The 26,904-nt window shown below is 64.2% G+C and carries 26 protein-coding genes; 16 read left to right on the top strand and 10 right to left on the bottom strand.

The window, feature by feature from the left end; genetic code table 11:
- The first annotated feature begins 14 nt into the window (after positions 1–14).
- On the top strand, positions 15–158 hold the full coding sequence (locus ABW137_RS01110) for an amidohydrolase family protein (protein ID WP_526396007.1): 144 nt from the start codon (positions 15–17) through the stop codon (positions 156–158).
- Positions 159–333: 175 nt separating this feature from the next.
- Positions 334–1,080: an SDR family NAD(P)-dependent oxidoreductase gene (locus ABW137_RS01105; RefSeq protein WP_526395997.1), complete on the top strand. Its 747-nt coding sequence runs from the start codon at positions 334–336 to the stop codon at positions 1,078–1,080.
- Positions 1,081–1,372: 292 nt separating this feature from the next.
- Here ABW137_RS01105 and ABW137_RS01100 read toward each other — a convergent pair whose 3' ends face one another.
- Positions 1,373–2,236 (bottom strand): EamA family transporter, encoded by an 864-nt coding sequence (locus ABW137_RS01100; protein ID WP_526395995.1) that lies wholly within the window; start codon positions 2,234–2,236, stop codon positions 1,373–1,375.
- 160 nt (positions 2,237–2,396) lie between these two features.
- On the opposite strand from ABW137_RS01100, the gene ABW137_RS01095 reads away from it, so the two are divergent.
- Entirely contained in the window at positions 2,397–2,930 is a 534-nt protein-coding gene (locus ABW137_RS01095) for a MarR family winged helix-turn-helix transcriptional regulator (RefSeq protein WP_526395993.1), read from the top strand.
- 156 nt (positions 2,931–3,086) lie between these two features.
- On the opposite strand, the gene ABW137_RS01090 is transcribed toward ABW137_RS01095, so the two are convergent.
- From ABW137_RS01090 to ABW137_RS01065, 6 genes are all read right to left on the bottom strand, one after another.
- On the bottom strand, positions 3,087–3,917 hold the full coding sequence (locus tag ABW137_RS01090) for an enoyl-CoA hydratase/isomerase family protein (protein WP_526396005.1): 831 nt from the start codon (positions 3,915–3,917) through the stop codon (positions 3,087–3,089).
- A 44-nt stretch (positions 3,918–3,961) separates the two neighbouring features.
- Positions 3,962–5,140, bottom strand: a complete 1,179-nt coding sequence (locus ABW137_RS01085) for a thiolase family protein (protein WP_526395991.1) — start codon at positions 5,138–5,140, stop codon at positions 3,962–3,964.
- A 22-nt stretch (positions 5,141–5,162) separates the two neighbouring features.
- The gene (locus ABW137_RS01080; protein WP_526395989.1) at positions 5,163–5,954 is read right to left on the bottom strand and encodes an SDR family NAD(P)-dependent oxidoreductase; all 792 of its coding nucleotides are present in this window, start codon (positions 5,952–5,954) and stop codon (positions 5,163–5,165) included.
- 15 nt (positions 5,955–5,969) lie between these two features.
- Positions 5,970–6,791 (bottom strand): enoyl-CoA hydratase/isomerase family protein, encoded by an 822-nt coding sequence (locus ABW137_RS01075; protein WP_526395987.1) that lies wholly within the window; start codon positions 6,789–6,791, stop codon positions 5,970–5,972.
- A 47-nt stretch (positions 6,792–6,838) separates the two neighbouring features.
- On the bottom strand, positions 6,839–8,119 hold the full coding sequence (locus ABW137_RS01070; RefSeq protein ID WP_526396003.1) for a lipase family protein: 1,281 nt from the start codon (positions 8,117–8,119) through the stop codon (positions 6,839–6,841).
- 131 nt (positions 8,120–8,250) lie between these two features.
- Positions 8,251–9,219 (bottom strand): NAD(P)H-dependent flavin oxidoreductase, encoded by a 969-nt coding sequence (locus ABW137_RS01065; protein ID WP_526395985.1) that lies wholly within the window; start codon positions 9,217–9,219, stop codon positions 8,251–8,253.
- A gap of 109 nt (positions 9,220–9,328) precedes the next feature.
- Here ABW137_RS01065 and ABW137_RS01060 point away from each other — a divergent pair, with 109 nt between their 5' ends.
- The 7 genes from ABW137_RS01060 (at position 9,329) to ABW137_RS01030 (ending at position 17,686) form a co-directional block, all read left to right on the top strand.
- Complete coding sequence (locus tag ABW137_RS01060) at positions 9,329–10,897, top strand: AMP-binding protein (protein WP_526395983.1); 1,569 nt, start codon at positions 9,329–9,331, stop codon at positions 10,895–10,897.
- Between the two features lie 12 nt (positions 10,898–10,909).
- Complete coding sequence (locus tag ABW137_RS01055) at positions 10,910–11,077, top strand: hypothetical protein (RefSeq protein WP_526395981.1); 168 nt, start codon at positions 10,910–10,912, stop codon at positions 11,075–11,077.
- Positions 11,074–12,228: an acyl-CoA dehydrogenase gene (locus ABW137_RS01050; RefSeq protein ID WP_526395979.1), complete on the top strand. Its 1,155-nt coding sequence runs from the start codon at positions 11,074–11,076 to the stop codon at positions 12,226–12,228. The genes ABW137_RS01055 and ABW137_RS01050 overlap by 4 nt, the downstream gene beginning before the upstream one ends.
- Positions 12,229–12,315: 87 nt before the next feature.
- Positions 12,316–13,908, top strand: a complete 1,593-nt coding sequence (locus tag ABW137_RS01045) for an aldehyde dehydrogenase family protein (protein ID WP_526395977.1) — start codon at positions 12,316–12,318, stop codon at positions 13,906–13,908.
- 46 nt (positions 13,909–13,954) lie between these two features.
- Positions 13,955–15,001: an LLM class flavin-dependent oxidoreductase gene (locus ABW137_RS01040; protein ID WP_526395975.1), complete on the top strand. Its 1,047-nt coding sequence runs from the start codon at positions 13,955–13,957 to the stop codon at positions 14,999–15,001.
- 123 nt (positions 15,002–15,124) lie between these two features.
- Positions 15,125–15,772, top strand: coding sequence for a TetR/AcrR family transcriptional regulator (locus ABW137_RS01035; RefSeq protein ID WP_526395973.1), 648 nt, complete (start codon positions 15,125–15,127; stop codon positions 15,770–15,772).
- Between the two features lie 279 nt (positions 15,773–16,051).
- Positions 16,052–17,686, top strand: a complete 1,635-nt coding sequence (locus tag ABW137_RS01030; protein WP_526395972.1) for a GMC family oxidoreductase — start codon at positions 16,052–16,054, stop codon at positions 17,684–17,686.
- A gap of 22 nt (positions 17,687–17,708) precedes the next feature.
- Here the strand turns inward: ABW137_RS01030 and ABW137_RS01025 are convergent, their stop codons facing one another.
- From ABW137_RS01025 to ABW137_RS01015, 3 genes are read right to left on the bottom strand one after another with little or no spacing between them, the layout of a single operon-like run.
- Positions 17,709–17,888 carry a hypothetical protein gene (locus tag ABW137_RS01025; RefSeq protein WP_526395970.1) on the bottom strand — a complete coding sequence of 60 codons (180 nt, stop codon included), beginning with the start codon at positions 17,886–17,888 and terminating at the stop codon, positions 17,709–17,711.
- The gene (locus ABW137_RS01020) at positions 17,885–18,646 is read right to left on the bottom strand and encodes an SDR family NAD(P)-dependent oxidoreductase (RefSeq protein WP_526395968.1); all 762 of its coding nucleotides are present in this window, start codon (positions 18,644–18,646) and stop codon (positions 17,885–17,887) included. The genes ABW137_RS01025 and ABW137_RS01020 overlap by 4 nt, the downstream gene beginning before the upstream one ends.
- A 21-nt stretch (positions 18,647–18,667) precedes the next feature.
- Positions 18,668–20,665 (bottom strand): alpha-ketoacid dehydrogenase subunit alpha/beta, encoded by a 1,998-nt coding sequence (locus ABW137_RS01015; RefSeq protein WP_526395966.1) that lies wholly within the window; start codon positions 20,663–20,665, stop codon positions 18,668–18,670.
- Between the two features lie 284 nt (positions 20,666–20,949).
- Here ABW137_RS01015 and ABW137_RS01010 point away from each other — a divergent pair, with 284 nt between their 5' ends.
- The 6 genes from ABW137_RS01010 to ABW137_RS00985 are packed head-to-tail and all read left to right on the top strand — an operon-like array spanning position 20,950 to position 26,836.
- On the top strand, positions 20,950–22,134 hold the full coding sequence (locus ABW137_RS01010) for a thiolase family protein (protein ID WP_526395964.1): 1,185 nt from the start codon (positions 20,950–20,952) through the stop codon (positions 22,132–22,134).
- A gap of 44 nt (positions 22,135–22,178) precedes the next feature.
- Positions 22,179–22,583 (top strand): VOC family protein, encoded by a 405-nt coding sequence (locus tag ABW137_RS01005; protein ID WP_526395962.1) that lies wholly within the window; start codon positions 22,179–22,181, stop codon positions 22,581–22,583.
- Positions 22,584–22,585: 2 nt separating this feature from the next.
- Positions 22,586–23,464: an NAD(P)-dependent oxidoreductase gene (locus tag ABW137_RS01000; RefSeq protein WP_526396001.1), complete on the top strand. Its 879-nt coding sequence runs from the start codon at positions 22,586–22,588 to the stop codon at positions 23,462–23,464.
- A gap of 34 nt (positions 23,465–23,498) precedes the next feature.
- Complete coding sequence (locus tag ABW137_RS00995) at positions 23,499–24,605, top strand: NADH:flavin oxidoreductase/NADH oxidase (RefSeq protein WP_526395960.1); 1,107 nt, start codon at positions 23,499–23,501, stop codon at positions 24,603–24,605.
- A 15-nt stretch (positions 24,606–24,620) separates the two neighbouring features.
- Complete coding sequence (locus tag ABW137_RS00990) at positions 24,621–25,793, top strand: acyl-CoA dehydrogenase family protein (RefSeq protein ID WP_526395958.1); 1,173 nt, start codon at positions 24,621–24,623, stop codon at positions 25,791–25,793.
- Between the two features lie 5 nt (positions 25,794–25,798).
- Positions 25,799–26,836, top strand: coding sequence for a phosphotransferase family protein (locus ABW137_RS00985; protein WP_526395956.1), 1,038 nt, complete (start codon positions 25,799–25,801; stop codon positions 26,834–26,836).
- The last annotated feature ends 68 nt before the right edge of the window (positions 26,837–26,904 follow it).

Below are 26,904 nucleotides of genomic sequence, written 5' to 3'. Positions count from 1 at the left end.
GCCTACACGACACCATCGGTGCGATCACACCAGGACGATCCGCGGACCTCATCATGCTCGACCACAACCTATTCGACATCGACACCAGCGCAATCCACCAAACAACGGTCCACCAAACCTACTTTCAAGGACAAAGGGTCCACGGACCAAAACTGTGACTACTTCTGGCCAGTGGGGAGGTGTGGTCGAGACCGAATTCTCGCGGGCTTCCGACGGTCATCCGCGCCGCCCCTCTTGGTGGGATGTCGGTCACATCCGTGGCGGATCCTTTTGCGACACGACCTGACCTCGGTGTATTAAGTAACATATCGGTTCGAAACTAAAGGAGGCTTCATGACGAACGCAGCACTGACCGGGCGGCACGCGCTAGTTACTGGTGGATCGCGGGGTATCGGTGCGGGGATCGTCCGACGGCTGACCGCGGACGGCGCCGCTGTCGCTTTCACCTATTCGGCGTCGAAGGCCGAGGCCGACGACCTCGTCGCCGAGGTAACCGCGAACGGCGCTAAGGCAGTAGCGATCCAGGCCGACGCGGGAGACCCAGCGCAGACTGCGGCCGCCGTCGACACGGCCGCGGCCGAACTCGGCGGCCTGAACGTCGTGGTGAACAATGCCGCCATCATTTACAAGATTCCTGTCGGCGAGTTCACTCAAGAGCAATACGACCGACTGGTGGCGATCAACATCAGTGGCCCGTTCTGGACGGTTCACAGCGCGCTCAAGCATTTGGGCCAGGGCGCGCGCATCATCAACATTGGCAGCATCAACGCCGACCGCGTCCCGGTTTCCGAATTGTCGGCATACGCGATGACGAAGGGGGCGTTGTCGTCCTTCAGCCGAGGGCTCGCACGCGATCTCGGCCCGCGCGGCATCACCGTGAACAACGTGCAACCGGGTCCGATCAGCACTGACATGAACCCCGACGGAGGGGATTTCGCCGAGGAGCTCAAGAAGGTCACCGCGCTCGGGCGGTACGGGCAGACGAGTGAAGTGGCCGCCTTGGTGAGCTTTCTGGCGGGCTCAGAATCTAGCTACATAACCGGGGCGAACCTGAACGTCGACGGCGGCCACAACGTCTGACGGTCGCAAGTACAGCCCTCAGCTGGGCCAATACTGATCACCGCGGTCCTGGCGTTCAGCGCGAGGCGTAGCTGCCGACCAGCTGAGATCACGCAGCACACCGGCACGGCCTCTACCAGGTCGAAGACCTGGCGCGCAAGAGCCGACGAACATCGCAACGGTGGAAGCTGTTCGCAATCAATACAACTCGTCGCCATCAGCGACTGGCAAGAGCTGCTCCCCCACAGCCTCGAAGAGGCGGCCAAATCGTCCCAATCGGTTGGCAACGCGGACGCAGAAATGAGCGATCTCACTAGGACCCGGCGGCGATCATAGCGACTCCGGTGATGGCTCCCAGGACACCGGCATTCTGCAATCGAGACAACTTTTCGTGGTCGATTATTCTTGCCAGTAGCACTGTTGCAGCCGGGTACAGCGATCCCAGGACCGCCACGACAGAAAGAGCGCCCGCGACACTGGCCTGTGCGAACAGCAGGTTGGCGCTGACGTCGAAGAATCCGATGACGACGACCAGGGCGGTCACCTTCATTGAAAAGCGCTGTGCGGGTTGGTGATGTTGGCGTCGTGAGCGCAGGGCTAGAACGGTCCCCACGACTAGCAAGGGTACGGACGTACACCGCATGACGACCATCGTCATCACTGTCGAGTACGCCGCCCCCCCAGCGATTGCATACTGCAGAAGCCCGAATCCCGCGGCGGCGCCAATCGCCAGCAGAATCGACAGAACGTGCCGCTGCGTGCGGACCGCGGCATCAGCGGGTCGCGCCGTCACGACCACTCCTCCGATCGCGACCACTATGCCCACCAGACACAGCGGCGAGGGCACAACGCCGCTGAACACGCCGATCACGACCGGGATGATGACGCCGAGCGCAGATATCGGCGCCACGATTCCCATGGTTCCGATCGCCAATGCCTGATAGAAGAGCAGAACGGCCGACGCACCGGCGAGGCCGGCGCCGATGGCCCACGGCACGTATCCGGTCGGCGCGACGAAGGATCCCGACATGCTCGCGACGATGGCCGCTACCAGTAACCCCGCCAGCTGTGAGATCAAGACCACCACCACCGTGGAGCGGCCGCGTGAGATCTTCCCGCCGAAGTAGTCGGCCACTCCCCACATCAGCGAGGAACTCAGCGCAAGCAGAATCGTCATCGCCAAGTACCCATTACGCGGGCCCTCGTGAGGGTTGAACCCGCAACACTGCGACCGACGTCTGATCGTGAAGGCGTCGACGAAACGTGCCCCGGGCTCACGAGCTGGGTCACGACGGCCAGACGGCGTGGTGCGGCACGGGTTCATTGTAATATGAGTCATGCATATTGATCAGGGTAGCCGTGATCGCAACGTGCTCGCAGCGTGGGCCATCGCACTCTCCGACGTCGTGCGTATCGCAGTCGAGAACGCCACCGGCATGGCCGGCAGCGGCCCCGCAGCCCTAGTCGCCATCGTTGCCGATCCGGGAATGAACATTGACGAGTTGCGTCGAGTCCTAGACCTCACCCACCCCGGGACCGTGCGGCTGGTGGATCGCCTCGTCGACAAAGCCTGGGTTCAGCGTCAGCACGGCACCGGTCGCGCAGTTCTTCTGGCGCCCACACCGTTGGGAATCAGAGCCGAGCGCCGGCTGGCCGCGGCAAGGGAGCGCGCAATCGCCGACCTGCTGACCACCATGCCCGAACGCGACGTGCGTATCGTGGCCAGTCTCGTCGAGCCTGTCCTAGGGACCACCATCAATGACGTCGATGCCATGCGCCGCCTCTGCAGACTCTGCGACCGCAACATCTGCACAGACTGTCCAGCCGAAGTCCCAACGCAGGCGGAGCCGCTGGGACCGGCGACCTCGTGAGACAAGCCGGGTACATCTATCGATAGAACGACACAGGATAAATGTAGGCAAGGGAACGTACTTCAAGAAAAGTCCGCTTCTAGGCACACCATGAATCGTCGAAGCATCCTGACCAATATGTAGACGGCAGAGTCGCCACCGCCCCGCCATCGACATTCAACGCACCTGTTCGACATTCTCGTCGTTTGTCACCGTACGTGTGCGCTGAGCCTGCGTTCTGGTGGGTTGTGGAACAGCGGTCGACGGGACGAGTCCTTCTTGACTGCTTCGAGGCAATCGGTTCGTGCCCGCAACCAGTCCAGCCACGGTTCCCTGCGCGGCGATGTGACGACTCGCGGCCTCATCGGGCGCCTGCACGGCGCGCTTGGCGAACCTCACCGCGACATTGGGTGCACCGGCGATCATTTGGGCATACGCAAGTGCTGCGGGGTCCACCTTGTCGTCGCGCTCGTGCCGCAGCGCCAGACCGAGGGCCACGGCGTCGCGGCCTGTTATCGACCGCGATGTGAGGATGAGATCCAAGGCACGTTCAGCGCCGATTAGTTCTCGAAGCCTGTCGCAACCACCAAGGTCGGGAACCACCCCTTTCTGCACCTCTGGCAGGCTCAAGATGGCGTCGTCGGCGACGATGCGTACGTCACAGGCAAGCGCGAGTTCGCAACCGGCACCGAGGGCGACGCCCCTGACTGCGGCGACGACGGGAACCGACACCCTAGTCGGCCACAGGAACGCGTCCTGCAGTTCCTCCACCATGCCGACAGCCGCTGACAGATCGGTTCGTCCGCAGTCAGCGATCCGTTGAAGGATTCCACCTTCTGTGAACTCGGCGAGGTCGATGCCGGAGCTGAACCAGCTGTGCCCGGTGATCACGATGCAATGCACTGTCGGGTCGTCAGCAAGGGTTGTTCCCACATCTGACAACTCGCGCCATAGCTTCGCCGACTGTGCATTTCTCCGATGTGGACTGTCCAACACGATTCGCCGCACGGAGCCGTGGCCTTCGACCCGGAATTTCGACGTCGTCAACAGACTCAAATCTTTCGCAGGATCGTCACCGAAGCGACGGCGGCGTCCGGCCCAAGGTATCCCCCGGCGTTCTCGGCCAGCCCGACTTTGGCATGGGCGACTTGTCGGGCTCCGCAGCGGCCACGAACTTGATCGGCCAGTTCCACGATCTGGGCGAGCCCGGTCGCGCCAATGGGGTGTCCTTTGCTGCCAAGCCCGCCGCTGGGGTTGATGGGTAGCCGACCCCCGAGGGTTGTCACTCCGTCGCGCAACAACTTTGGCGCGTCCCCGGCGGGGCACAACCGCAGTTCCTCGGTGACGATCAACTCAGCGGCCGAGGCGGCGTCGTGACACTCCACGACGTCGATGTCGGACGGCCCGAGGCCAGCCATCTCGTAAGCCAGCGACGCGACGCGCGGCACCAGTTCACCCGAAAGCCCCGGTGTGCCCGTCCCGATCACGGTCGCCGCAAGTGCGACCGGTTCCGCTCCCCACGTCGCCGCGCGCTTGGCCGTGGTGACGACGGCTACGGCGGCACCATCCGACATCGGTGCGCACATCGGTAAGGTCAGCGGTCCGCTAATCACCCTCGCCGCCAGCACTTCCTCAACGGTCATCTGACCGCCGTACTGTGCCTTCGGGTTCAGCGCACCATGGGCGTGGTTCTTGACGGCCACCTGTGCGAAATCGGCAGGGGTGGCGTCGGTGCTGGCGAGATAGGAACTGGCCATTCGCGCGTAGATATCCATGAAGACCGAACCGGTGCCGTCGACGAGTTCGGCTCTGATGTCGTCGAGGCGAGTCTGGTCCAGTGCGGAGGTCATCACCGCGAATGCCCGTGACTTATCGGTGTGGTTGAGCTTCTCCGCCCCCACCGCCAGCGCGACCTCGACCTGTCCAGAGGCGACGGCCAGCCAAGCCTGGTTGAGTGCCGTTGAGCCCGACGCACAGGCATTCTCCACGTTGATGAGGGGGATCCCCTCCAGACCCGATCCGCGTACCGCATGCTGGCCGCGGACAGACTCCTGCCCAGCCATGATGCCGGCACCGCTGTTCGAGTAGTAGACCATCTGCACATCGGCGGCGTTGCAACCGGCGTCCTTTAGCGCTTCGCCTGCCGCTTCGGCGACCAACGAGGCGTACGAGCGTTCGATCATCTTCCCGAACCGGGTCATCCCAACTCCGGCGACAACAGCATTCCTCATGATTGGTTTCCTTATCGGGTTGTCAGAGTGCGACCGAGTAGCCGCCGTTGACCGGGTAGGTCTGTCCGGTTATCCAGGAAGCGGACTCTGAGGCCAAGAAGGCGATCAGGTTGGCGGCGTCGTCGGGCTCCCCAAGTCGACGGATGGGGTAACCGGCAAGCAGGCGCTTGAGAGTTGTGGGATCACCGGTGAGGTCTGCGACGGCACCGGTGTTCATGGTGCCTAGAGCCACACAATTCACGGTGATGCTGTACCGGCCCACCGCTTTGGCCAGCCCGCGGGACAGTCCCGCCGCGCCGGCCTTAGCACCGCCGTATACGGCGAGGCTGGCCTCACCCACTCTGCCGGCGTCGGAGATGACGCTGACGATCCGGCCCCAGTTCTGGTCGATCATGTGCGGCAGCACCGCTCGGCAGGCATTGAGCACACCGAAAAGGTTCGTACCCAGCCACTGTGTCCACTCCGACGGGTCGGTCTCCCAAAACGGCTTCTGATCCAGAGGATTAACCGTCACCGGGCCGGCGTTGCCGGCGTTGTTCACCAAGACGTCCACAACACCCAAACGCTGCCGCACCTGGTCGACCATCGCCGTCACGTCGCCGAAGTCGGTGACATCACACTGAATTGGGTACGCATTGCCGCCTTGGGCTTTGATCTCGTCGGCGACATCCTCTGCCCGGGAACGATGGAAGTCGTTGACCACAGTTGTGGCACCGCGCTGCGCTGAGCGCACCGCGATGGCACGACCAACACCTTGCCCTGCACCCGTTACGAGAACGGTTCTTCCTGTGAGATCGGCGAATCCCGAATCCACTGTCACTATCGTGTCCTAACGTCCAGAGAACTGCGGTGAGCGCTTGGCGGCGAATGCTGCCAAGCCTTCTGCCATATCGGCACTGAGAGAATGTTCGCGAGCCGCGTCGAGCTCCATTCGAAGACCGTCGGCGAGGGAAGCGTCGAGGCTGTCGAAGACCAAGCGCTTCATCGTTTGGAGTCCAAGCGCGCTCTTGGCGACCAACTGTGAGACAAGCTCTTCCACCACGCTATTGAGTTCATCGTCCTCGACCACCCTGGCGATGAGGTCGGTGTGCAGGAGGTCCTCCGCGGGCACCGTGGCGCCGCTGTACATCAGGAACCGTGCGGTTGCTGGCCCCACCCGCCGCGGCAGCCGCACGCTGCCGCCACCTCCAGGCACCAACCCGTAATTGGCGTGTGCATCCCCGAAGCGTGCGGAGCGGGCGGCGATGATGAAGTCGCACGCCAGCGCGAGTTCCAGACCACCCGCCAAGGCAAGCCCGTTGACCGCGGCGACGACCGGTTGTGCAAGCCGCTCCATGCGGTTGAGCAGGTCCCCCATGGCCTCAAGCAACTGGTGTTGCAGCTCGGCCGTCTTCGCCGCCGGAAGATCGGCGAGCATGCGAAGGTACTTCAGATCCGCGCCGGCGCAGAATGTCGATCCCTGAGCGGTCAAGACGACCACCCTGATGCCGGTGTCAATTTCGGCGATGTCGAGGGCGGCACTGAGCCCGTCGATCATCTCGGGGGCAAGACCGTTGAGGCGCTGAGAACGGTTCAGCGTCAACCACAGTGCGCCACCTCGTCGTTCGACGAGGACGGGTGAGTCTAGGGTGGCGCCGTTGCCTTCGGTCATTCTTAGGTCTCCTTGTCGGTTGCGTGAATACTGAGCGGACAGTGACGCTAGATCGCCGCGATTTCGGTGCAGTTGGGCGTCGTGGGTTCGTCATTGAAACGGTCGGCGAGCCACGCAATGCTGCGCTCACCGTCGACGAATGCCGGCAGGAGTGCGTTCACGGCCAGTTTGTTGAACAAGGGCGGCTGCTCATTGGTCCATAACGTGACATCGGCGCCCATCGCGCACCACCTTTTGGCCGTATCGACGACAGACAGATAGGGCCCGAAAGGATCCCACCGGTTGTGGGATAGGTACACCGGCCCCGTCGGCTCGACGCCCCCGATGCTCTGCAACGCCAGGATGCCCTTGAAGGGCTCCTGCTCGACCATCTGCGTGAGATCACCTTTGAACCAGGGTTGGAGGTGGCGGAACGCGTAGTCGATACCGGTTTGCACCATGCATTGGCGCCCGGTGTTCGCCAGCATCTCCGCTCCCCGCGGAGTCAAGGCGTCCCAAATTGGTTGTTCTGTGGCGGGGTAAGCCTGCTGCACGCCCCGAAGTACCCATCCGAGCGATCCCGCGAGGATGCTGCCGTCGAGGCTGGGCAGAACCGCGGCCAGGTCTACCGGAGCAGCGTTGGCGTACGTTCCGACGATGTTGAGGTTGGGAGCGTAGGTTGCAGCCAGTTCGGCGGCAGCCAGGGCCGCATGACCGCCTGCCATCCAGCCCCAAAAGGCGACTGGTCCTCGTGGATCGAGCGACGTTCCGGGAAGGTTCATCGCTGCTCTGGCAGCATCGAGCAGCGCGGTGCCGCCGGCGACCCGATTCAAGAACTGCGGTGCCACCGGCCCGTGAACGCCCATCCCCACACCGTCGGTGATCACGATCGCGTAGCCGCGAGCGAGCAGCGTGGCGATGAACCCCTCTTCGTGGTTGAACATCAAGTCGAACCCCGTATCCAGCGACGCATGGATTCCCTGGTTGAACAGCCGTGACGGCGCACACTGCTCACCCATGCCGTAGGCGCTTACTGCATATGCCAGTAACGGCCGGGAGCCGCCGCCTGGCCAGGGGTTGTCCGGCTCGATGTAGGTTCCGGTCACGGCGACGCGGTTTCCCGTCGCGTCGGTGCTGTGGTACATGATGCGGGTTCCCGAGCCGACGAAGGAGCCCAGTTGTCCGGAGGGCTCCAACACCAACCGCGAGGGTTCGGTGCGGATCAGATCGCCGCTACGCCCCTCGGGCAACGGGTCCGGCGGGGTGTAGAACGCCAGGTACTGGGACTCCTCACCACGAGCAGTCGGCATTACGAAGGACGCCGTTGCGGTGATCGCGATGAGCATCATCCACCCGAGAGCGCGTGCGCAGCTCAGCGAGACACGAGTCGACCGAGACATCTTGGGCCGCTCACTCGCCGTCGCATCGGCAACGGTGGCGCCGCTCAGGTCGATTCGTACGAGTCCCTTCATCGCATACTTCATGTCGCGGTCAACTCGCTGCGAACGAAGAACTCGGCTTCGATCGCGGCGATGATCGCCGCGGCGGGCTCTACGGTCTTGACTCCGGATACGGAGTGGCCTGCGCTGACCACATCGGCCCAGCGTTGAGGACCAGGTGCCGCGCGGCCCGCTCCATAGACGGCGTCGGCGATTTCAGGCGTTACTTCCTCGTCGAGGTTCTCCGGATCCAGTCCGGCCGCCTCCACCGAGGACCGTAGGAAGTTGGTGGGCAAGCCGGTGAACGCCTTCGTGAGCAGTACCCCGTCCGCGTTGCTGGCGACGAGGTGTTCGCGGTACGTGGCCGTTGCCAGGCTTTCTTCGGCTGCGATGAACTTGGTGCCCATGTATCCCAGGTCCGCACCCAGCTCGATCGCGGCGCGCAACGCCGTGCCGTCTGGCAATCCACCGGAGAGGATCACCGGTCCGTCGTAGAACTCCCGCACCGCGCGTACGAAGGAAAAGGGGTTGAGCCACCCTGTTTTTCCGCCCGCCCCCGCGCTGAGGAGGATGAGACCGTCGGCTCCTGCCTGGATTGCTTTACGCGCATGGCGCACACTCGCAACATCGGCGAACACCATTGTGCCGACTGCGTGCAAGGTGTCCAGGACCGGCACTGGGGAGCCGACGGTGATGGCGATCTCGACCGGGTTGTTCACCAGGCACGCCACGTAATTGGCGCAGTTCGGATCGCTCGTGACGATGTTGGCGCAGTGGGGAGCGGGCCGGTTCGCCGCATCACGGGCCGCGGCGGACATCTGTTCCAGCCAACTGTCCAATTCCGTTGGGGTTCGGGCGTTTGCGGCGGGAAATGCTGCGGCGGCCCCCGCGCCGCAGGCGGCGATCACCAGCTTCGGGCAGGACACCCGAAACATGGGTGCGACCATCACCGGAACGCGTAGACGTTCGACCATTTCGGCGGGAAGGCGGTTCGAACGCCATGAGTCCATAGTTCGTTCCTCGTCGTGAGTTGAGCACTATTCCTATGGACAGCACCTTGCACAATACTAACTAATAAGTCAAGATAGGAGAGTGACGCGCGCCACCGAAGGAGTTGCAGTGTCGAACCACGTCTGGGCAGGGCCCACGTACCCGCAAGTGCTCGCCGAAGCGCTGACCCGCTACCCCGGCCGCGAGGCGTTCGTCGACGGGGACCGCCGGATCACCTACGCCGAGACCGCCAGTCTGATCAGCCGGATGCAGCAACTGCTGTACACCGAGGACGTCAAGGACGGCGCGATCATCATGACGCTGAGTCCCAATGTGCCGGAGGTGTTTTGCGTCCACGCAGCGGCAGCCTTCAACAACGCCAGTTTCAGTGGCCTTCATCCGATGGGCTCCGTCGACGACCACGCGAAACTGTGCGAGGACACCGCAGCAACCGTGCTGGTAGCTCACCCCTCTTACGCGGATGCCGCGGCCGCCATCGCGGAGCGCGCCGCCTCGATCACCACGGTGCTGACCCTGGGTCCGGCCGACATCGGACGAGACCTGCTCGCCGAGATCACCACGGTCACCCCCCGGCCGCTGCGAGCACCCTCTGCACCGTCGTCGGCCACGGTATGGCTGCCCTACACCGGCGGGACCACCGGCCAGCCCAAGGGAGTCCAGCATTCCCACCGGTCGCTGGTTCAAGGCTCGCTGTGCATCGCTGCGTCGTGGGGATTGCCGCAGACACCAAGGTATCTGGCATGCGCACCCATCACCCATGCGTCGCAACTACCGATACTGCCCACACTGGCTCGCGGCGGAACGGTGATCCTCAACCGTGGCTTCGACGCCGACCGATGGCTCGACACCGTTGCGCGGGAACATGTCAACTACGCGTTCAGCGTCCCCACCATGTTGTACGGACTGCTCGACGTGATGCGGGGTCGTCGAGATCAGATCGGCTCGCTGGAGACGATCACGTACGGCTCGTCGCCGATGTCCCCCACCCGCATCGAAGAAGCCCTTGACACGTTTGGCCGTATCCTCGTACAAGGTTTTGGGCAGACCGAATCACTGGGATTGGCAACCGTATTGGACAAAGCGGATCACGACCCCGTGCGATTTCCTCACCGGCTCCGTTCATGCGGCCGCGCCGCCGCCGGCGCCCAGGTCGACATCCTCGACGACAGCGGGGAGCCGGTAGCGGCCAGTAGCGTAGGCGAATTGTGCATCCGTGGCGGGTTCGTGATGGACGGCTACTGGAAACGCCCTGCGGAGACCGCCGAAGCCCTGCGCGGCGACTGGCTGCACACCGGCGACCTGGCCTCCCGCGACGAGGACGGCTACATCCGCATTGTCGACCGTAAGCGCGACATGATCATCTCCGGAGCCTTCAACATCTTCCCTCGCGAGATCGAAGAAGTGCTGGCGGTGGAACCTACGGTGTCCGCGGCCGCCGTCATCGGTGTGCCGGATGCCAAATGGGGTGAGGCGGTCACGGCGTTCGTCGTGCCCCGGCCCGGCCACACCATCGACACAGAGGCTCTGCAGACGCTGGTTCGGCAGCGAAAGGGCCGCCACCAGGTACCGAAACAAGTCTTCGTGATGGACAGCTTGCCCCTTACCGCTGTCGGAAAGATCGACAAGAAGCAGCTGCGCTCCCAGTTCTGGAACGACACAGACCGTGCCGTCAACTGATCAGGCCCCATCATGACGCCGACAGCAGTCATTGGTCGACGCGCGCAGGGCGGCCCGCTGGTCAGCGTCGCCCGGCTGTTCAGCGCACCGATGGTGGCCGCCACCGCCGCCGACCTCAATGTCGTGACCGCTCACGAACCCGACCGGTCTCCCTTCAATCCAGACAGAGGCACCCGATGACCACAGCGTTCGACTTCGACGGACCCGCTTCCGACCATCGCGAACTACGCGCGTCCCTCAGCGATCTCGCGAACAGAAGAATCGCACCGTTCGCCGCCGATGTCGACGACAACGAACGCTTCCCCTCAGAGGCGGAGGAGGCGCTCGCCGCGTCGGGGTTCAGCGCCGTGCATGTGCCCGAAGAGTACGGTGGCCAAGGCGCCGACGCGGTGAGCGCGTGCATCGTGATCGAAGAGGTCGCGCGGGTGTGCGCGTCGTCCTCCCTCATCCCCGCGGTGAACAAACTCGGCACGATGGGATTGATCCTGCGCGGTTCCGATGAACTGAAAAGGCAAGTCTTGCCCTCCCTGGCCGCTGGAGATGCCATGGCGTCCTACGCGCTCAGCGAGCGCGAGGCAGGCAGTGATCCGGCGGCCATGCGCACCCGCGCCGTCGCGGATGGCGATGGCTGGGTTATCAACGGCACCAAGTGCTGGATCACCAACGGCGGCAGATCAACCTGGTACACCGTGATGGCGGTGACCGACCCCGACAGCGGCGCCAACGGCATCTCATCCTTCATCGTGCACAAGGACGACGAGGGCTTCACCGTAGGCCCGAAGGAACGCAAACTCGGCATCAAGGGCTCCCCCACTGCCGAACTCTATTTCGAGAACTGCCGAATCCCCGGCAACCGCATCATCGGGGAGCCTGGGACCGGATTCAAGACCGCGATGACCACCCTCGACCACACGCGTCCCGCGATCGGCGCCCAAGCCGTCGGCATCGCAAGGGGTGCCCTTGATGCATCGATCGCCTACACCAAGGACCGTCGGCAATTCGGGCACGCCATCAGTGATTTTCAGGGCATCCGGTTCATGCTCGCCGAGATGGCAATGAAGGTCGAAGCGGCCCGCCTGATGGTGTACTCGGCGGCCGCACGGGTCGAACGGGGCGAGCCCGGAGCAGGCTTCTTCACCGCGGCGGCCAAGTGCTTCGCCTCAGACATCGCGATGGAAGTGACCACCAACGCAGTTCAGCTCTTCGGCGGCGCGGGGTACACCAAGGACTTTCCCGTCGAACGCTTCATGCGCGACGCCAAGATCACCCAGATCTATGAAGGCACCAACCAGATTCAGCGAATGGTGATGGCACGCGCACTGCTGCGGTAGTCGTTCCGCGTCACGGATCCGCGCGACGGCTCCTCCTCCTCCACCTCTAGAACCAACCGTCTATCCACTACCGCCTAGGAGGCAACGATGGCTCTCGGTGTCAGTAATCAAGCACGGTCTTCAGCCGAGGAACGCGCCACATTCATGGTTCACGCTCCGAGCGACGGCCGACTGCTCGACGTAGTGGACGAAAGCGACGTCGCCACTGTGGAATCAGCCGTCACCACGCTGCGCCACACACAACGGGAATGGGAACAGATCGGTCCTGACGCGCGGGTCCGCTATCTGGAGAGAATGCGCGATTGGATCCTGGACAACGAGAGTCACCTGCTGGACATCATTCAGGCCGAGGCCGGCAAGGTACGCCAAGACGCCGCCCTGGAAACCGGCGGCGTCGCCGAAATCATCTCCTACTACACCCGGCGAGCAACCGGGTTTCTGCGGAGTCGCCATCCCAGACCTGCCGGTCTCCTCACCCTGACCAGGGCGTTGAGCGTGCACCACCGGCCCTACCCCGTCGTCGGGGTGATTTCGCCATGGAACTTTCCCCTGCTGATTCCCATGGGAGACTCAGCGCCCGCCCTATTGGCAGGCGCTGCAGTCGTGTTGAAGCCCTCGGAACTCACCCCACTCACCGCGGTGGAGTTGGGCCGAGGCTGGCAAGAGATCGGCGCACCTGACGTGTTCCGCGTGCTCACAGGATCGGGTATCACCGGCGCAGCCGTCGTCGACAACGTCGATTACGTGCAATTCACCGGATCCGCAGCGACTGGGCGCAAGATCGGCGAACGCGCCGGGGCCCGGCTGATCCCCTGCTCTCTCGAACTCGGCGGCAAGGACGCCATGATCGTTCTCGACGATGCTGATCTCCAGCGCGCTGTCGCCGGTGCGCTGTGGGGCGGCTTCTTCAACACCGGGCAGGGATGCGTATCTGTCGAGCGCATCTACGCCCAGGACGGGATATACGACAAGTTCGTCAGTGCCCTGGTCGAACAGACCAACAGGCTCCGAATGGGTGCGGACAGCGTCGCCGGCGACCAAGAGGTGGGCGCGATGGTCACGGGGGCTCAGGTCGAGATCGTCGATGCCCACATCGACGACGCACTCACCAAGGGGGCGCGCATCCTGACCGGAGGCCTCAGCAGGCCAGGTGCTGGGAACTGGTGCCCACCGACGGTCATCGTTGACGTTGACCACTCAATGGCATGCATGCGGGACGAAACCTTCGGCCCCACACTGCCCGTCATGCGGGTCCGCGACGCCGAGGAGGCAATTGCGTTGGCCAACGATAGTCCCTACGGCTTGTCGGCGTCGATCTGGACACGACGCCGCAGCTACGGCGAGCAGCTCGCGAAACGCCTCGAGGTCGGGGCGGTCAACATCAATGACGTCGCCGCCAACATTCTCAATCCGGTGATACCGATGTCGGGGTGGCGCCAGTCCGGGCTGGGCTCTCGCTTCGGTGGCGCCCACGGCATGTTGCGATTCTGCCGAGTGCAGGCGATCAGTTCCGCCCGGCTCACCCCGGCTCGCGAGCCTTTCTGGTACCCATACTCGTTGTCCCACAGCCGGACTCTGGCGAAAGCGCTACGCCTCATCACCGGACGTGGCCGTCGGCGGTTCGCGCCGGTGTCGGTCACCAGCGAGGCGGCCACGCAGCCCGCATCACGACCCGGATGACCCCTCGGTTACCCCGGACTATTCACCACACGAGAGAGGAATGCCGGTGAAAATCGGAGTCATGCTGGCGTACTACCCCTGGTTCACGACGCAGGAACAACTAGAGCTGACGGAACTTGCTGATCGGATCGGTCTGGACACCGCGTGGATCGCCGAGGGCTACGGACAGGACGCCACCGCGATGCTGGGTCTGCTCGCCGGTCGCACCGAGCGGATAGCGCTTGGTGCCGCCATCATGTCGATCCCGGCGCGGCAACCGACGGCGACCGGCACGGCCGCCGCTACCCTCGACCAGATTTCGCATGGCCGGTTCATCCTCGGACTCGGTTTGTCCGGACCACAGGTATCCGAGGGCTGGTACGGCGTACCGTTCAACGCGCCGCTGGAGCGCACCGCGGAATACGTCGAAGTCGTGCGAAAAAGCCTGAGCCGTCGTCCCGTCGAGCATCACGGCAAGCACTTCTCGATTCCATTGCTCACCGGTGGGACCGGTCAGGGCAAACCGATCAAGATGATGGGCGGTGCGGTACAGGACCGCATTCCGATCTATCTGGGCGTCACCGGCCCCAAGACAGTCGAGCAGGCCGGTGCGATCGCCGACGGCTGGTTACCGTCGTTCTTCAATCCGGAGGACACCAGCGGGCTGATCGCGTCCTTATACAAGGGAATCGAGAAAGCCGGACGAAACCGCGACGACGTGAAGATCACACCTGTCATGCCGTGCGCGGTGCACAACGACATCGCTGTCGCCCGAGACCAGGTGCGTCCCATGCTGGCGATGTACCTCGGGGGGATGGGCTCGCGTGAGAAGAACTTTTACGTCGACCTCGCCGAGCGTTACGGACACGGAGAGACGGCGAGAACCTGCCAGACCAGGTTTCTCGGTGGTGATATCGCCGGCGCACGCGCGTGTTTGACCGACGCCGCCATCGATTGTCTCTCCATCGTGGCGACCCCGCAGTCGTTGGATGCCAGACTGCAGACATTCGAGCAGGCCGGCGTTCACGAACTCGCGGTGGTGCCGTTCGGCGACAGGCCCGCACTGCTGAACATCCTCGCAGCGGCGTTTGGCAGGTCGGTGCACATGTCCTGACGGCGGTGCGGCTCACCACCAGGGGCAATAGTTTCCTCATCGACTAGTATTGATTCGCAACGCTCCCCCGAAGCACGAGGTGAACCATCGATGGCACGCAGCAGAGCGACCGACAACGCGGCCTTGCTCGCGGCTGCCGCCGACGTTTTCGAATCGCGGGGTTATCGCAACGCGACGATCGACGATATCGCCGCCTCGGCGGGGATATCGCGTCCGACGGTGTACAAGTACACGTCAAGCAAGCGATCCTTACTCGACGCTCTGGTCGATCGAGTCGCAGACGACCTCGAGAATCGGCTCAGCACAGTGAAAGACAGCGACGGGCCACCGACCGAGCGCCTGCGTCGGATCGTCGCCATGCACGTGGAAAGCGCCATCGCGATGCGGCACTTCTACTCCATCGTATTCAGTGAGCAAGCCGAGCTTTCCGAACACGGCCGAGAGAGGTTCGTCCAGTTCTCCCGTGGCGTGGCCGCCAACTTCAGCGATCTCCTCACGGAGTGCATGGCCGAGCACGAGTCGGAACTGCACGACCCCAACATTCACATCCTGACCAACCTCATACTGTCGATGCTGACGACCATTTACCGATGGTATGACCCCGAAGGCTCGGTGACTCCGACGGAGTTGGTCGATCACATCCTCATACTGCTCACTGGTGTTATCCCGGTGGAACGCCGAGCACGCCCTCGAAGGCGCGGACAGGCCACCTCCACAGCACCCGTCCCCAATCTCCACTCCCGATCAACACGCCTTCCGCGCACGAAGTAGAGAGCCTTCGACACACCCGCTCCCATTGACCCACGCGTGTCCATGAGAGGGTCGCGCTGGTGATGACCGCCCGCTCCAGCGGTCACGAATTCGCCTGCGCTGCAATTTGTCTCAACCACGATTGTCGTTCTCCTGCGGATCGATTCGCCCCTTGCGACGTGATGTGACACACGCTACAGTCCATTGAATACTAACCGACTAGGTAATAAACGGCTGTGGCGAACGACGCGCCACCAGCCCTTCCCGACCCCTGACTGCGCATCTCGTGGAGGAGTGCTCGTGAACAGGTATGACCACATCGTCATCGGAGGCGGCAACACCGGCTGCGTAGTCGCCGCGCGCCTCAGCGAGGATCCGGCGCGCACAGTACTACTCCTCGAAGCGGGCGGCACGGATCGCCGGCTGGAAGTGCTGATTCCCGCGGCGGGAATTCAGCAGATCGGCAGGGAGATCGACTGGGACTACCAAACAGAGCCCGAGCCGACGTTGGGAGGCCGTCGGCTACGCTCGCCAAGAGGCAAGGTGCTCGGCGGATGCAGCTCCATCAACGTTCTCGCCTACGTTCGCGGCAACCGCGTCGACTACGACGAGTGGGCCCAAGAGGGCGCCGAGGGATGGTCGTATGACGAAGTGCTGCCGTACTTCCGGCGCTCGGAAGACAACCGGGACTTCTGCGATCACTACCACGGACGCGGCGGACCGTTGACCGTAGGACGGCTGAAGCACACCGACCCGATTGCCACCGCTCTCGTCGAGGGCGCTGTTTCGATTGGGCTACCGCGCAACAGTGATTTCAACGGTGCCCAGCAAGACGGTGTCGGGGATGTTCAGCTCACGCATCGCAACGGTGTCCGGGTCAACGCGGCGCGCGCGTTCTTGCGGCCTGCGATGAAGCGCAAGAACCTCACCGTCGTGCTGCGAGCACAGGTCACGCGAATAGTGCTCGAGGGCACTCGCGCGGTTGCCGTGGAGTACTTGCTGGACGGGCGCCGACACCGGGCACAGTCCGACAACGACATCGTCATCTCTGCGGGATCATTTGGGACACCGGCACTTCTGCAGTACTCAGGCATCGGTCCTGCCGACCACTTGCGCTCGGTCGGCGTCACGCCGCTCGTGAACTTACCGGCGGTAGGCGCCCATCTCATGGAACACCCCCTAGCCTCAGTGCCCTTCGAGCTGGCGGGCGGCGCGATCGGAATGATGGACGCCCAGAATCCCCGCTACCTCGCCGAATGGCTACTACGGCGGACGGGCAAGCTAAGTTCAAACATCGTCGAATGCGGTGGCCACTGGCGCAGCGATTCGTCCGCGCCGGCCCCGAACATCCAATTCATGTTCGCACCTGCCCATCTGACCGATCACGGCCAGGAGAAGTGGCCCTCACCGACCTACACCATTGCCGTGTCATACCTGCGTCCCACTAGCACCGGCACTGTTCTCATCGGCGACAGCAATCCGCTGAGCAAGCCCAAGGTGCGGTACAACCTGCTCAGCGACGGCCGCGAGGTTGACGACATGGTCGAGGCGATTCTGCTCTCGCAGGAAATCGCCGCTTCCGAACCCATGAGAGCCCTCACCGGTAGACCTGCCGGAGCATTGTCCTCCAGCAGGGACCGGCAGTACTTGGCGAAAACACTGCGTCAGCATTGTCAGCACACCTACCACCCCGCGTGCACCGCGCGCATCGGTTCACCCGTCGAGGGTGCCGTGGACAACCAACTACGCGTGCACGGAGTCTCGAACCTACGGATCGCAGACGTATCCGTGATGCCGCGGATCACCCGCGGCAACACCCAGGCCCCGGCTTACATGATTGGGGAGAAGGCGGCCGACCTAGTGCTGGGACGCCGCCAACTCGCAGCCAGGCCGAGCCGGCCTGCGGTCCGGATCACGAACCTCGCGGCTCAATGACGCCGGTGTGAAGGGCCTTGACCTAGCTGACATCGCTCAGGTCACCGTTGCTCTCCAGAACAGCGATGAATTGAGCCAGTGGCGACAACGGCTGCGGATCGTCGTACTCGTAGCGAAGGCCGGACATCACTATTGCGTCGCCGTTCATCAGGTCAGAGATCTCGTTGGGCAGCGATTCGTTCGTTACACCGGCAATGCTCAATTCGTGGTGAGACCGCCGTCGACGGTGATGGTTTGTCCGGTCACATACCCACCCGCTGCCGACGCCAGCCAGACCGCAGTGGCGGCAAGTTCGCCGGGATCGCCCGTGCGGCGCAACAATACGCGCCGCATCTGCGAGTCGAGGTACCCGGGTTTGTACTCGGCAGTCATCTCCGATTCGAAAAATCCCGGCGCCAACGCATTGACACGAATCCCCCTGCGCGCCCCCCACTGTTGAGCAAGATCGCGGGTCAGCCCGATGACCGCCGCCTTGGACGCCGCGTAGGCCGCCTGCGGCAGGCCGGCGGTCGTGAGACCGAGGATGCTGGCGATGTTGATGATGCTGCTGCCCGGCGTCATCATCCGACCGCATGCCTGCGCCATCCAATAGGAACCATGAAGGTTGACATCGACCACGCGGCGGAATTCGTCGGGGGTCTCGCGCAGGGCGGGCACGGCGGCGCCGACGCCGGCGTTGTTGATCAGGACATCCACCCGGCCGAACTCCGCCACCGTCGCGTCGACCAACGCCTGACAGGCCGCGGGGTCGGCGACATCAGTCTGCACCGGCAAGGCCCTACGTCCGGCGCCCTCGATCAGTTCAGCTGTCTTGTACAGCTTTTCGATTCGCCTTGCTCCCAGCGCGACCTCAGCACCGGCCTCCGCGAACGCTTGGGCGAACGCGACGCCGAGCCCGGAGGAAGCGCCGGTGACGATGACGACCTTGCCGTCGAGTCGGAACAGGTCGAGGACGGGCATGACGGTCTCCTCGGGTGGCGGTCAATAGGCCAGCAACTTCCGGACCGCGGAGGCTATCCTCGCGTCGTCCGGCAGCCACAGGGCTTCAAGGTTGGGGGCGTACGGAGCCGGCATTGGGAGCGCACCAATCCGGCGGATGGGGGCGTCCAGCAGCGTGAACCCTTCGTCCGCCACCCGCGCGGCGAGTTCTGCACCGATACCGAAGTCCGAGACGGCCTCGTGCACGACGAGCAGGCGCGAGGTCTTGGCTACGGACTTCAGCACCGTCTCGTGGTCGAGGGGCGATATCGTCCGGAGGTCGATGACCTCACACGACACGCCTTCGGTTTCGAGTTCACTTGCGACCGAGAGGCATTGATGCACCATCCGCGACATGCTCACCAGAGTGATATCCGTACCGGCTCTGACCACCGCGGCTTCACCGATCGGGAGCATGTGCCCACGGCCGGGCGTGGCTCCCTTGGTCTCGTAGAGCAACCGGTTCTCGATGAAGATCACCGGATCGGCGTCAGCGATGGCTGCGCGCAGCAGACCGTAGGCGTCGGCGGGGGTTGACGGCATGACGACCTTCAGCCCGGGAATGTGGGCGAAAAGTGCTTCCAAACTCTGGGAATGCTGACTGCCTGACGAGCGCCCGGCGCCGAACTGGGTGCGCACGGTCAGCGGGACGCCGGCTTGACCGCCGGTCATGAACCGCATCTTCGCGGCCTGGTTCAGCAGCTGATCGAAACAGACCCCCATGAAATCCAGGTACATGAGTTCGACGATGGGTTTCATGCCACTCATCGCCGCGCCGACCCCCAGCCCCATGAGAGCAGTCTCCGAGATCGGTGTATCGATGATGCGGTCGGGAAATTGTTCGTACAGTCCTCGGGTGATCCCGAAGACGTTGCCGCCTGCGCCCACGTCGATGCCGGCGATGAATGCTTCCGGATGGTCCTCGAGCTCGTGCTGCAGGGCGAGCGCGATGGCCCGGCTCATCCGGATCTGCCCTTCGGCCGGTGGGCTGGCGTCCGGGGCGGGGGGCGGGGGTGTCTCGCTGTAAACAAACTGTCGCAGCGACTCTGCGCTGGGTGCGTTCGAGGCGCGGGCGAACTCGACTGCCTCGGCGACCTCGGTTTCGACCTCGCGTTGCACCGACTCGATTTCTCCGGCTGACCACCCCGAGGAAAGCAGGCGAGCTTTGAACAGCGTGATCGGGTCGCGGTCCCGCCACGTTTCGAGTTCGTCGGCCGAGCGGTAACGCTGCGGGTCGCCCTCGTAGTGTCCATGGATGCGGTAGGTCTCCGCTTCCATCAGCACCGGCCCCTTGCCGGCCCGAGCCAAGGATGCGGCCTGTTCTGCCACGGCGTGAACTTTTTCGACGTCGTTGCCGTCGGCGTAGAGGTATGGAACTCCGTAACCGGCTGCGCGCTGCGCCAAGGTCACGGTCGGCAGGTTTTCCGCGGTGGAGAACTCCGCGAAATGGTTGTTCTCGCAGAGGAATACGACGGGAAGCTGCAGGGTGGCCGCGAGATTGATCGACTCGTGAAAGGCGCCCTGTGCTGCGGCCCCGTCACCGAAGAAGGCAACCACGACGTTACCGGTGCCCCGGAGCTTGATCGCGGTGGCCGCCCCAACGGCGATGGGCAGCCCGGCGCCGACGATCCCGTTGGCTCCAAATACGCCCCGACCCAGGTCGGCAATGTGCATCGACCCGCCGCGGCCTCGGCACGTACCGGTTTCTCGGGCCATCAACTCGGCGAACATGGCCTTCATGTCCGCACCCTTGGCGAGGACGTGACCGTGTCCGCGATGATTGGACGTGATCACGTCGTCGGCGCGCAGCCCCCAGCAGGCGCCCACCGCCACGGCCTCCTGCCCCACCGAGACGTGGACGAACCCAGGGATCTCGGTGTCCCGGTAGAGCTTGCTCGCCATGGTCTCGAAGTGGCGGATCCGCAGCAGCGCACGATACAAGTCCAGACGCTGAGTCGTGCCGGCGTCGGCGGCGACGCCGGACACCGATGTGACGCTCACCGGTTGCCGACCCAGCGCGTCACCAACAGTTCAACCTCAGGTAATTCTACCAATCGATTGTTAGAACGTGGCATCATTGAAACGTAGGTCTCGCGAGCGCAAAGGTCAACCTCGGACTTGCCGGGACCGCTGAAACACACTGCTGCCGGGGAATACTCGAATCAACTCGGGGAGTCGCCCCGCATCGACAGGTCGAGTCCACCGCTCGCTTCCATAGTTTAAAAGCTGCTTGCTTTTCTACCAATCGTTTGGTCAAATACGATCAGACAAAGGAGAGGAAGTCCATGACTGAAGTAGTTTTCGCGGAGGCCATCCGCACCCCGCTGGGCAGGCGGAACGGCGGTCTCGCCGGAGTTCATCCCGTCGACTTGCTGGGGTCCTGCTTGACGGCGCTGATCGAGAGGTCGGGCGTCGATCCCGGCCTGATCGACGACCACACCGCCGGTTGCGTTGGTCAGGTTGGCGAACAGGCCTGGAACATCGGCCGCAATGCGTGGCTCGCAGCGGGCCTTCCCCAGCATGTGCCCAGCACCACCGTGGACCGTCAGTGTGGCAGTTCCCAGCAGGCGATTCACTTCGCTGCGCAGGGAATCGCCTGCGGCGCCTATCAAGCCGTCATCGCATCCGGTGTCGAGAACATGAGTCGCATCCCCATCGGTCGGTCGGGAGACGCCGGACCGGGGCACCCCTTCTCCGACGCGCTGCTGCAGCGTTACGACCTGATTGGCCAGGGGCTGAGTGCTGAATTGATCGCCGCCCGCTGGGACATCACCCGCGAGGACTGTGATTCCTTCGCCGCGCGGTCGCATACGCTCGCCGGTGCCGCGCGCGACGCCGGCCGGTTCGACCAGGAGATCGCGCCGGTCGAGACCGCGGCTGGCCTCGTCAAGCAGGACGAAGGCATCCGCGAACCAAACATGGAGAAGCTGGCCTCGCTGAGGCCGGCCTTCTGGAGCGAGGAGTCGGCCTCCAGATTCCCGGAAGCGAACTGGGTGGTCACCGCGGCCGGCGCCTCACAGATCACCGACGGGGCGGCCGCAGTGCTGCTCACCAGCCGGGAATTCGCCGAAAAGCACGGATTGCGGATCCGCGCCAGGTACGTCACGGGCACCGCTGTCGGTGACGACCCGAAACTCATGTTGACGGCGCCCATTCCCGCGACCCAGAAGGTCCTCGATCTCGCTGGTCTGGATCTGACAGACATCGATGTGGTCGAGATCAACGAGGCGTTCTCCCCCATCGTCCTGGCGTGGAAGAACGAACTGAAGGTGCCCGACGAGTGGTTCGAGGCCTCGGTCAACCCGAACGGAGGCGCTATCGCGCTGGGCCATCCGGTCGGCTGCTCAGGCGCCCGACTGATGACCACTCTGCTCCACGAGCTGGAACGCCGCGGCGGACGCTACGGCCTTCAAACCATGTGCCAGGCCGGAGGACTCGCCAACGCCACCATCGTCGAGTCCGTGGCCTGATGCACGTGAACGCCGAATACCCAGAAGCGCAGAAAGGTTCACAGATGATAACCGGAGTCTACGGATTCAACATCGCCGTGAAGGATCTCGAAGCCGCGACCGCACGCTACGAGACACTTCTCGGTACCGCAGGAAAGCCGCTGGCGCCCAACGACTTCGCCTTCCCGGGGCTGATCGGGACACGCTTCGACTTCGACGGCCTGGCCATCATCCTCATCACGTCGACGGAACCAGACACTTCGGTGGCAAAGTTCCTGGACAACAAGGGCGAGGGACTCTTCCTGGTGTCTCTGAAAACCTCGGACATGGCTGCCGCTATGACCGGACTCAAGGAACAGGGCATCACTCCCCTCCTCGACCCAGCACGCGACACCAAATACGGTGCAGTCACGTTCCTGCACCCCAAGAGTGCCAACGGCGTTCAGCTGGAGATCCTCGAGACATCGTGACGATGCCAGCGGACGACACTCCCCTCGGCACCCTCGGCTTCGTCGGTCTCGGGGACTTGGGCGCCCCGATGGCGGCGAACTACGCACGACATGGGCTCGCACTCCTCGCCCATGACCTTCGCCCGCACCTGGAAGCGGAGGTCATGGGGTGGGGCGGGCGATGGGCAGACAACCCCGCCACCGTGGTGCAACAGTCCGATGTCCTCTGCCTGTGTCTACTCGACGATGCGCAAATACGCGCCTTCGTGCAACGAGAGAGCCTGTTCGAGCAGATGCGTCCCGGGTCGACGCTCGTGGTGCACAGCACCGTCACCCCCCTTCTCATGCAGGAGCTGGCTGCAGAAGCCGCCGGACACGGCGTCGAGGTTGTCGATGCACCCGTGTCCGGCTCGCATGCCGCCCGGCTGGAAGGCCGGTTGACCGTCATGGTCGCGGCGAGTGCCGCCACATTCGACAGACTGCGCCCACTATGGGAGGCGACGAGCCTCCACGCCTTCCGCGTTGCTGACACCCCCGGCAGCGCTCAGGTGCTCAAACTCTGCAACAACATGATGGGTGAAACAAACTATCTGGTGGCGCTCGAAGCGCTGCGGATCGCCGAGGCCTTCGCCATTCCCGAGCCGGTCTTCCTCGACGTCGTCAAAGCCAGCAGCGGCAACTCATGGATGACCGAAAACTGGTGCACCGCAGACCATCACATGCGAACACACCCCCACGGCGGTGAGGCCGCGCGGTTCAGCATTCTGCTCAAGGATCTGCAGACCGCCGTCGGCATCGGCGGGCAGGTCGGTGCGCCACCGTTGATCGCCGCCGTCGCCGGGGTGGCCGGGGAGCACCTCCTCAAACGAAGACTCGACCACATCACAGCGGCGACCCCATAGGTCGGGAACGCCCACGACACCATGAGAGGTCCCCATGTCACAGCTCTTCACCCCCCTCACGCTGCGCGGGGCCACGTCGCGCAACCGGATCTGGCTGCCGCCGATGTGCCAGTACGCGGTGACCGAACGTGATGGCGTCCCGACGGATTGGCACCTGGTGCAGCTCGGGGCGCGAGCCGTGGGCGGCTTCGGACTGGTGATGGCAGAGGCGACGGCTGTCACCCCGCAGGGCCGGATCAGCCCGGAGGACCCCGGACTGTGGAACGACCAGCAGGCCAAGGCGTGGGCCCGGATCGTCGAGTTCGTTCACGACCAGGGGGCACTTGCCGGGGTGCAGCTGGCGCACGCCGGCCGTAAGGCCGGATCCTCCACCGGCGCACCCTGGTTCGATGCCGGGACCCCGGAACCTACCGCCGCGTGGGAGACCATCGCACCGTCGGCATTGTCGTGGAACGGGTTTCCGGCTCCCCGGACGATGGACATCCCGGACATCGCGGCGGTGATCACGGCCTTCGCCGCCGCGGCCCAGCGTGCCGCCGCGGCCGGATTCGACGTCATCGAACTGCACGGCGCGCATGGATACCTGTTGCACGAATTCCTCTCACCGCTGACCAACATCCGCGACGACGCCTACGGAGGCTCGTTCGCCAACCGCGCCCGGTTTCTGATCGAGGTGGTGGACGCCGTCCGGGATGCAGTGTCGGACGGCACGGCCCTGGTCGTGCGACTGTCGGCAACCGACTGGATCGACGGTGGTTGGGAACTCGACGAATGCATTGCACTGGCCGTCCGACTGCGCGACCATGGCGTCGATCTCATCGACGCTAGTTCCGGCGGACTCGATGAGCGTCAGATCATTCCCGTCGCTCCCGGATACCAAGTGGACTTCGCGACGCAAATCCGGGCCGGAGCCGGCATCCCGACCGGCGCCGTCGGCCTCATCACCGAACCCGCGCAGGCCGAAGAGGTGATCGCCTCGGGTAGGGCCGATGTCGTCTCCATCGGCCGGGCGGCACTGCGGGAGCCCGCGTGGCCGCTTCGCGCCGCCTTCGAACTCGGACTGCCGCGATCCGAGGCCCCCTATCACCTGGCGCATCTCAGAGGCGCCTGGCGCCCGACCGGAACCCTGCTGGAACGCTGAGAGATCTCAGATCACATGACTCAACACGACCTGACGACACGAACCCGCGCATTCATCCGAGCTCACGTCCTTGACGTCGACGACGAATACGACGGCGACATCGAGGCCGCCGGCGCGGAGGCGCTCCGCATCCGACTTCAAGACAAGGCGCGCGCGGCGGGGGTTTTCGCCCCGCACGCACCCGTGGACTGCGGTGGTCTGGGCCTGGGAATGGTCGCGCGTGCGGCGGTCTTTGAGGAGGCGGGATACTCCTTGTTTGGGCCACTCGCCACGGGTATTGCGGCACCCGACGAAGGCAATGTTCATCTCCTCGACGCGGTGGCCACCGACTCGCAGCGAACGCGGTATCTGCAGCCACTGGCCCGGGGCGAGGTTCGCTCGGCCTTCGCGATGACCGAACCCGCCCCCGGCGCAGGCAGTGATCCGGCGGCACTGCAGACCCGCGCGGCGAAGGTCGACGGTGGGTGGATTATCAACGGCCACAAATGGTTCATCACCGGGGCTGACGGAGCCGCCTTCTTCATCACCATGGCCCGGACCAGCGGACAGCCCGGCGAGCGAGGCGGCGCAACCATGTTCCTGATGCCCGCACAGACTGAAGGCGCCGAGGTGCTGCGCCATGTCGGTACCGTCGACAGGTCGATGATTGGCGGGCACTGCGAACTTGGCTTCACCGATGCATTCGTGCCCGACGCCGACGTCCTCGGTGAGGTCGACCGGGGTTTTGACTACGCACAGGTGCGGTTGGGCCCGGCTCGCATGACCCATGTCATGCGCTGGACCGGCGCCGCACGGCGGGCGCACGACGTGGCGGTCCGCTACGTGGTGAGCCGTCAGGCGTTCGGTGCACGGCTTGCCGACCATGGCATGGTGCAGCAGATGATCGCCGACAACGAGATCGATCTGGCGGCGACACGGGCGCTGCTGGGCGTGGCATGCCAACAGCTCGACAATGGGGAAGCCGCGACGGCCGACACGTCGATCGCCAAGACCTTCGCCGCAGAAGCCCTGCACCGTGTGGTCGACCGGGCCACTCAAATGTGCGGCGGCATGGGTGTTTCCACTGAACTGCCCGTCGCACGGGTCGCCAGGGAGATCCGGCCGTTCCGCATCTACGACGGCCCCTCCGAAGTGCACCGTTGGGCGCTGGCCAAGCGCGCTATCCGGGCCATCACCGAAGGCGACTGACTTCGGTGCATGACCTGACCGCAGAAGAACTCAACTCGGTGGCCGTCCACCTGCGCGACGCCGGTGAGCCACCAGCCGGGCCGCTCACCGCGACACTCTTCACCGGTGGTCGCTCCAATCTCACTTACCGCGTCGACGACGGTGTTTCGAGCTGGGTTCTGCGGACTCCCCCTCGCCGAGGACGCACCGAGTCCGCACACAACGTCCGACGCGAGTACACCGTCATGCGTGCTCTCGTCGACACCGACGTGCCGGTCCCGTACCCGGTTGCGCTTTGCGAGGACGAGCCCGTCCTCGGTGTGCCGTTCCTCGTGACACGTCTGGTACCGGGGCATTGCCTGCAGACTCGCGTCGATCTCGGAGGGGTGGACGCGGCGCGGCTCTCGGCGATCACCACCGCGCTCGTCGATGCCCTTGCGACTCTGCACGCCGTCGACCACACCAAGATAGGACTCGCTGATTTCGGGCGTCCCACCGGATACGCGCAGCGCCAGATCAGGCGCTGGACGCAACAATGGAGCCAAGTCGGATTTTCCGCGCTCCATCCGCTGGCCGAGGAGTTGTCAAGAAGCTTGCGCGACTATGGTTTTACACAGGACCGTGCCGCGGTCGTGCACGGGGACTACCGCATCGACAACACCCTCATCGATCTCCATGGCAGCTCCGCGTCGCCCCGGATCCAGGCGATCATCGACTGGGAGCTGTCGACCATCGGTGAACCCACTGCCGACGTGGCGACGATGTGTGTCTACCGGCACCGGGCGCTGGACCTCATTCTCGGATTTTCCAGCGCCTGGACCAGCCCTCGGATCCCCGACGCCGATTCCCTGGCCGGGGTGTATGAACGCGCCAGCGGTAGATCCTTGCGACACTGGGACGCTCACGTGGCGCTCGCCTACTTCAAGCTGGCCGTCATCGCCGCCGGCATCGACCACCGTCACCGGGTCGGCGGCGGCCATGACACCGGATTCGACAAGGCCGCCGAAGCGGTGCCCGTCCTTCTTCAGGAGGGGTTGGACCGCATCACCGCAGCACGCCGCTGACACTGCCCAACAAAGACCAGTCCCGTGCATGCTGTGGCAAGCATGAACGGGACTGTTCGTCAGGCCGA

It is taken from the genome of Mycobacterium sp. (genome assembly GCF_040509115.1).
Taxonomy (GTDB): Bacteria; Actinomycetota; Actinomycetes; order Mycobacteriales; family Mycobacteriaceae; genus Mycobacterium.
This window is presented reverse-complemented; position numbering and strand designations above follow the sequence as displayed.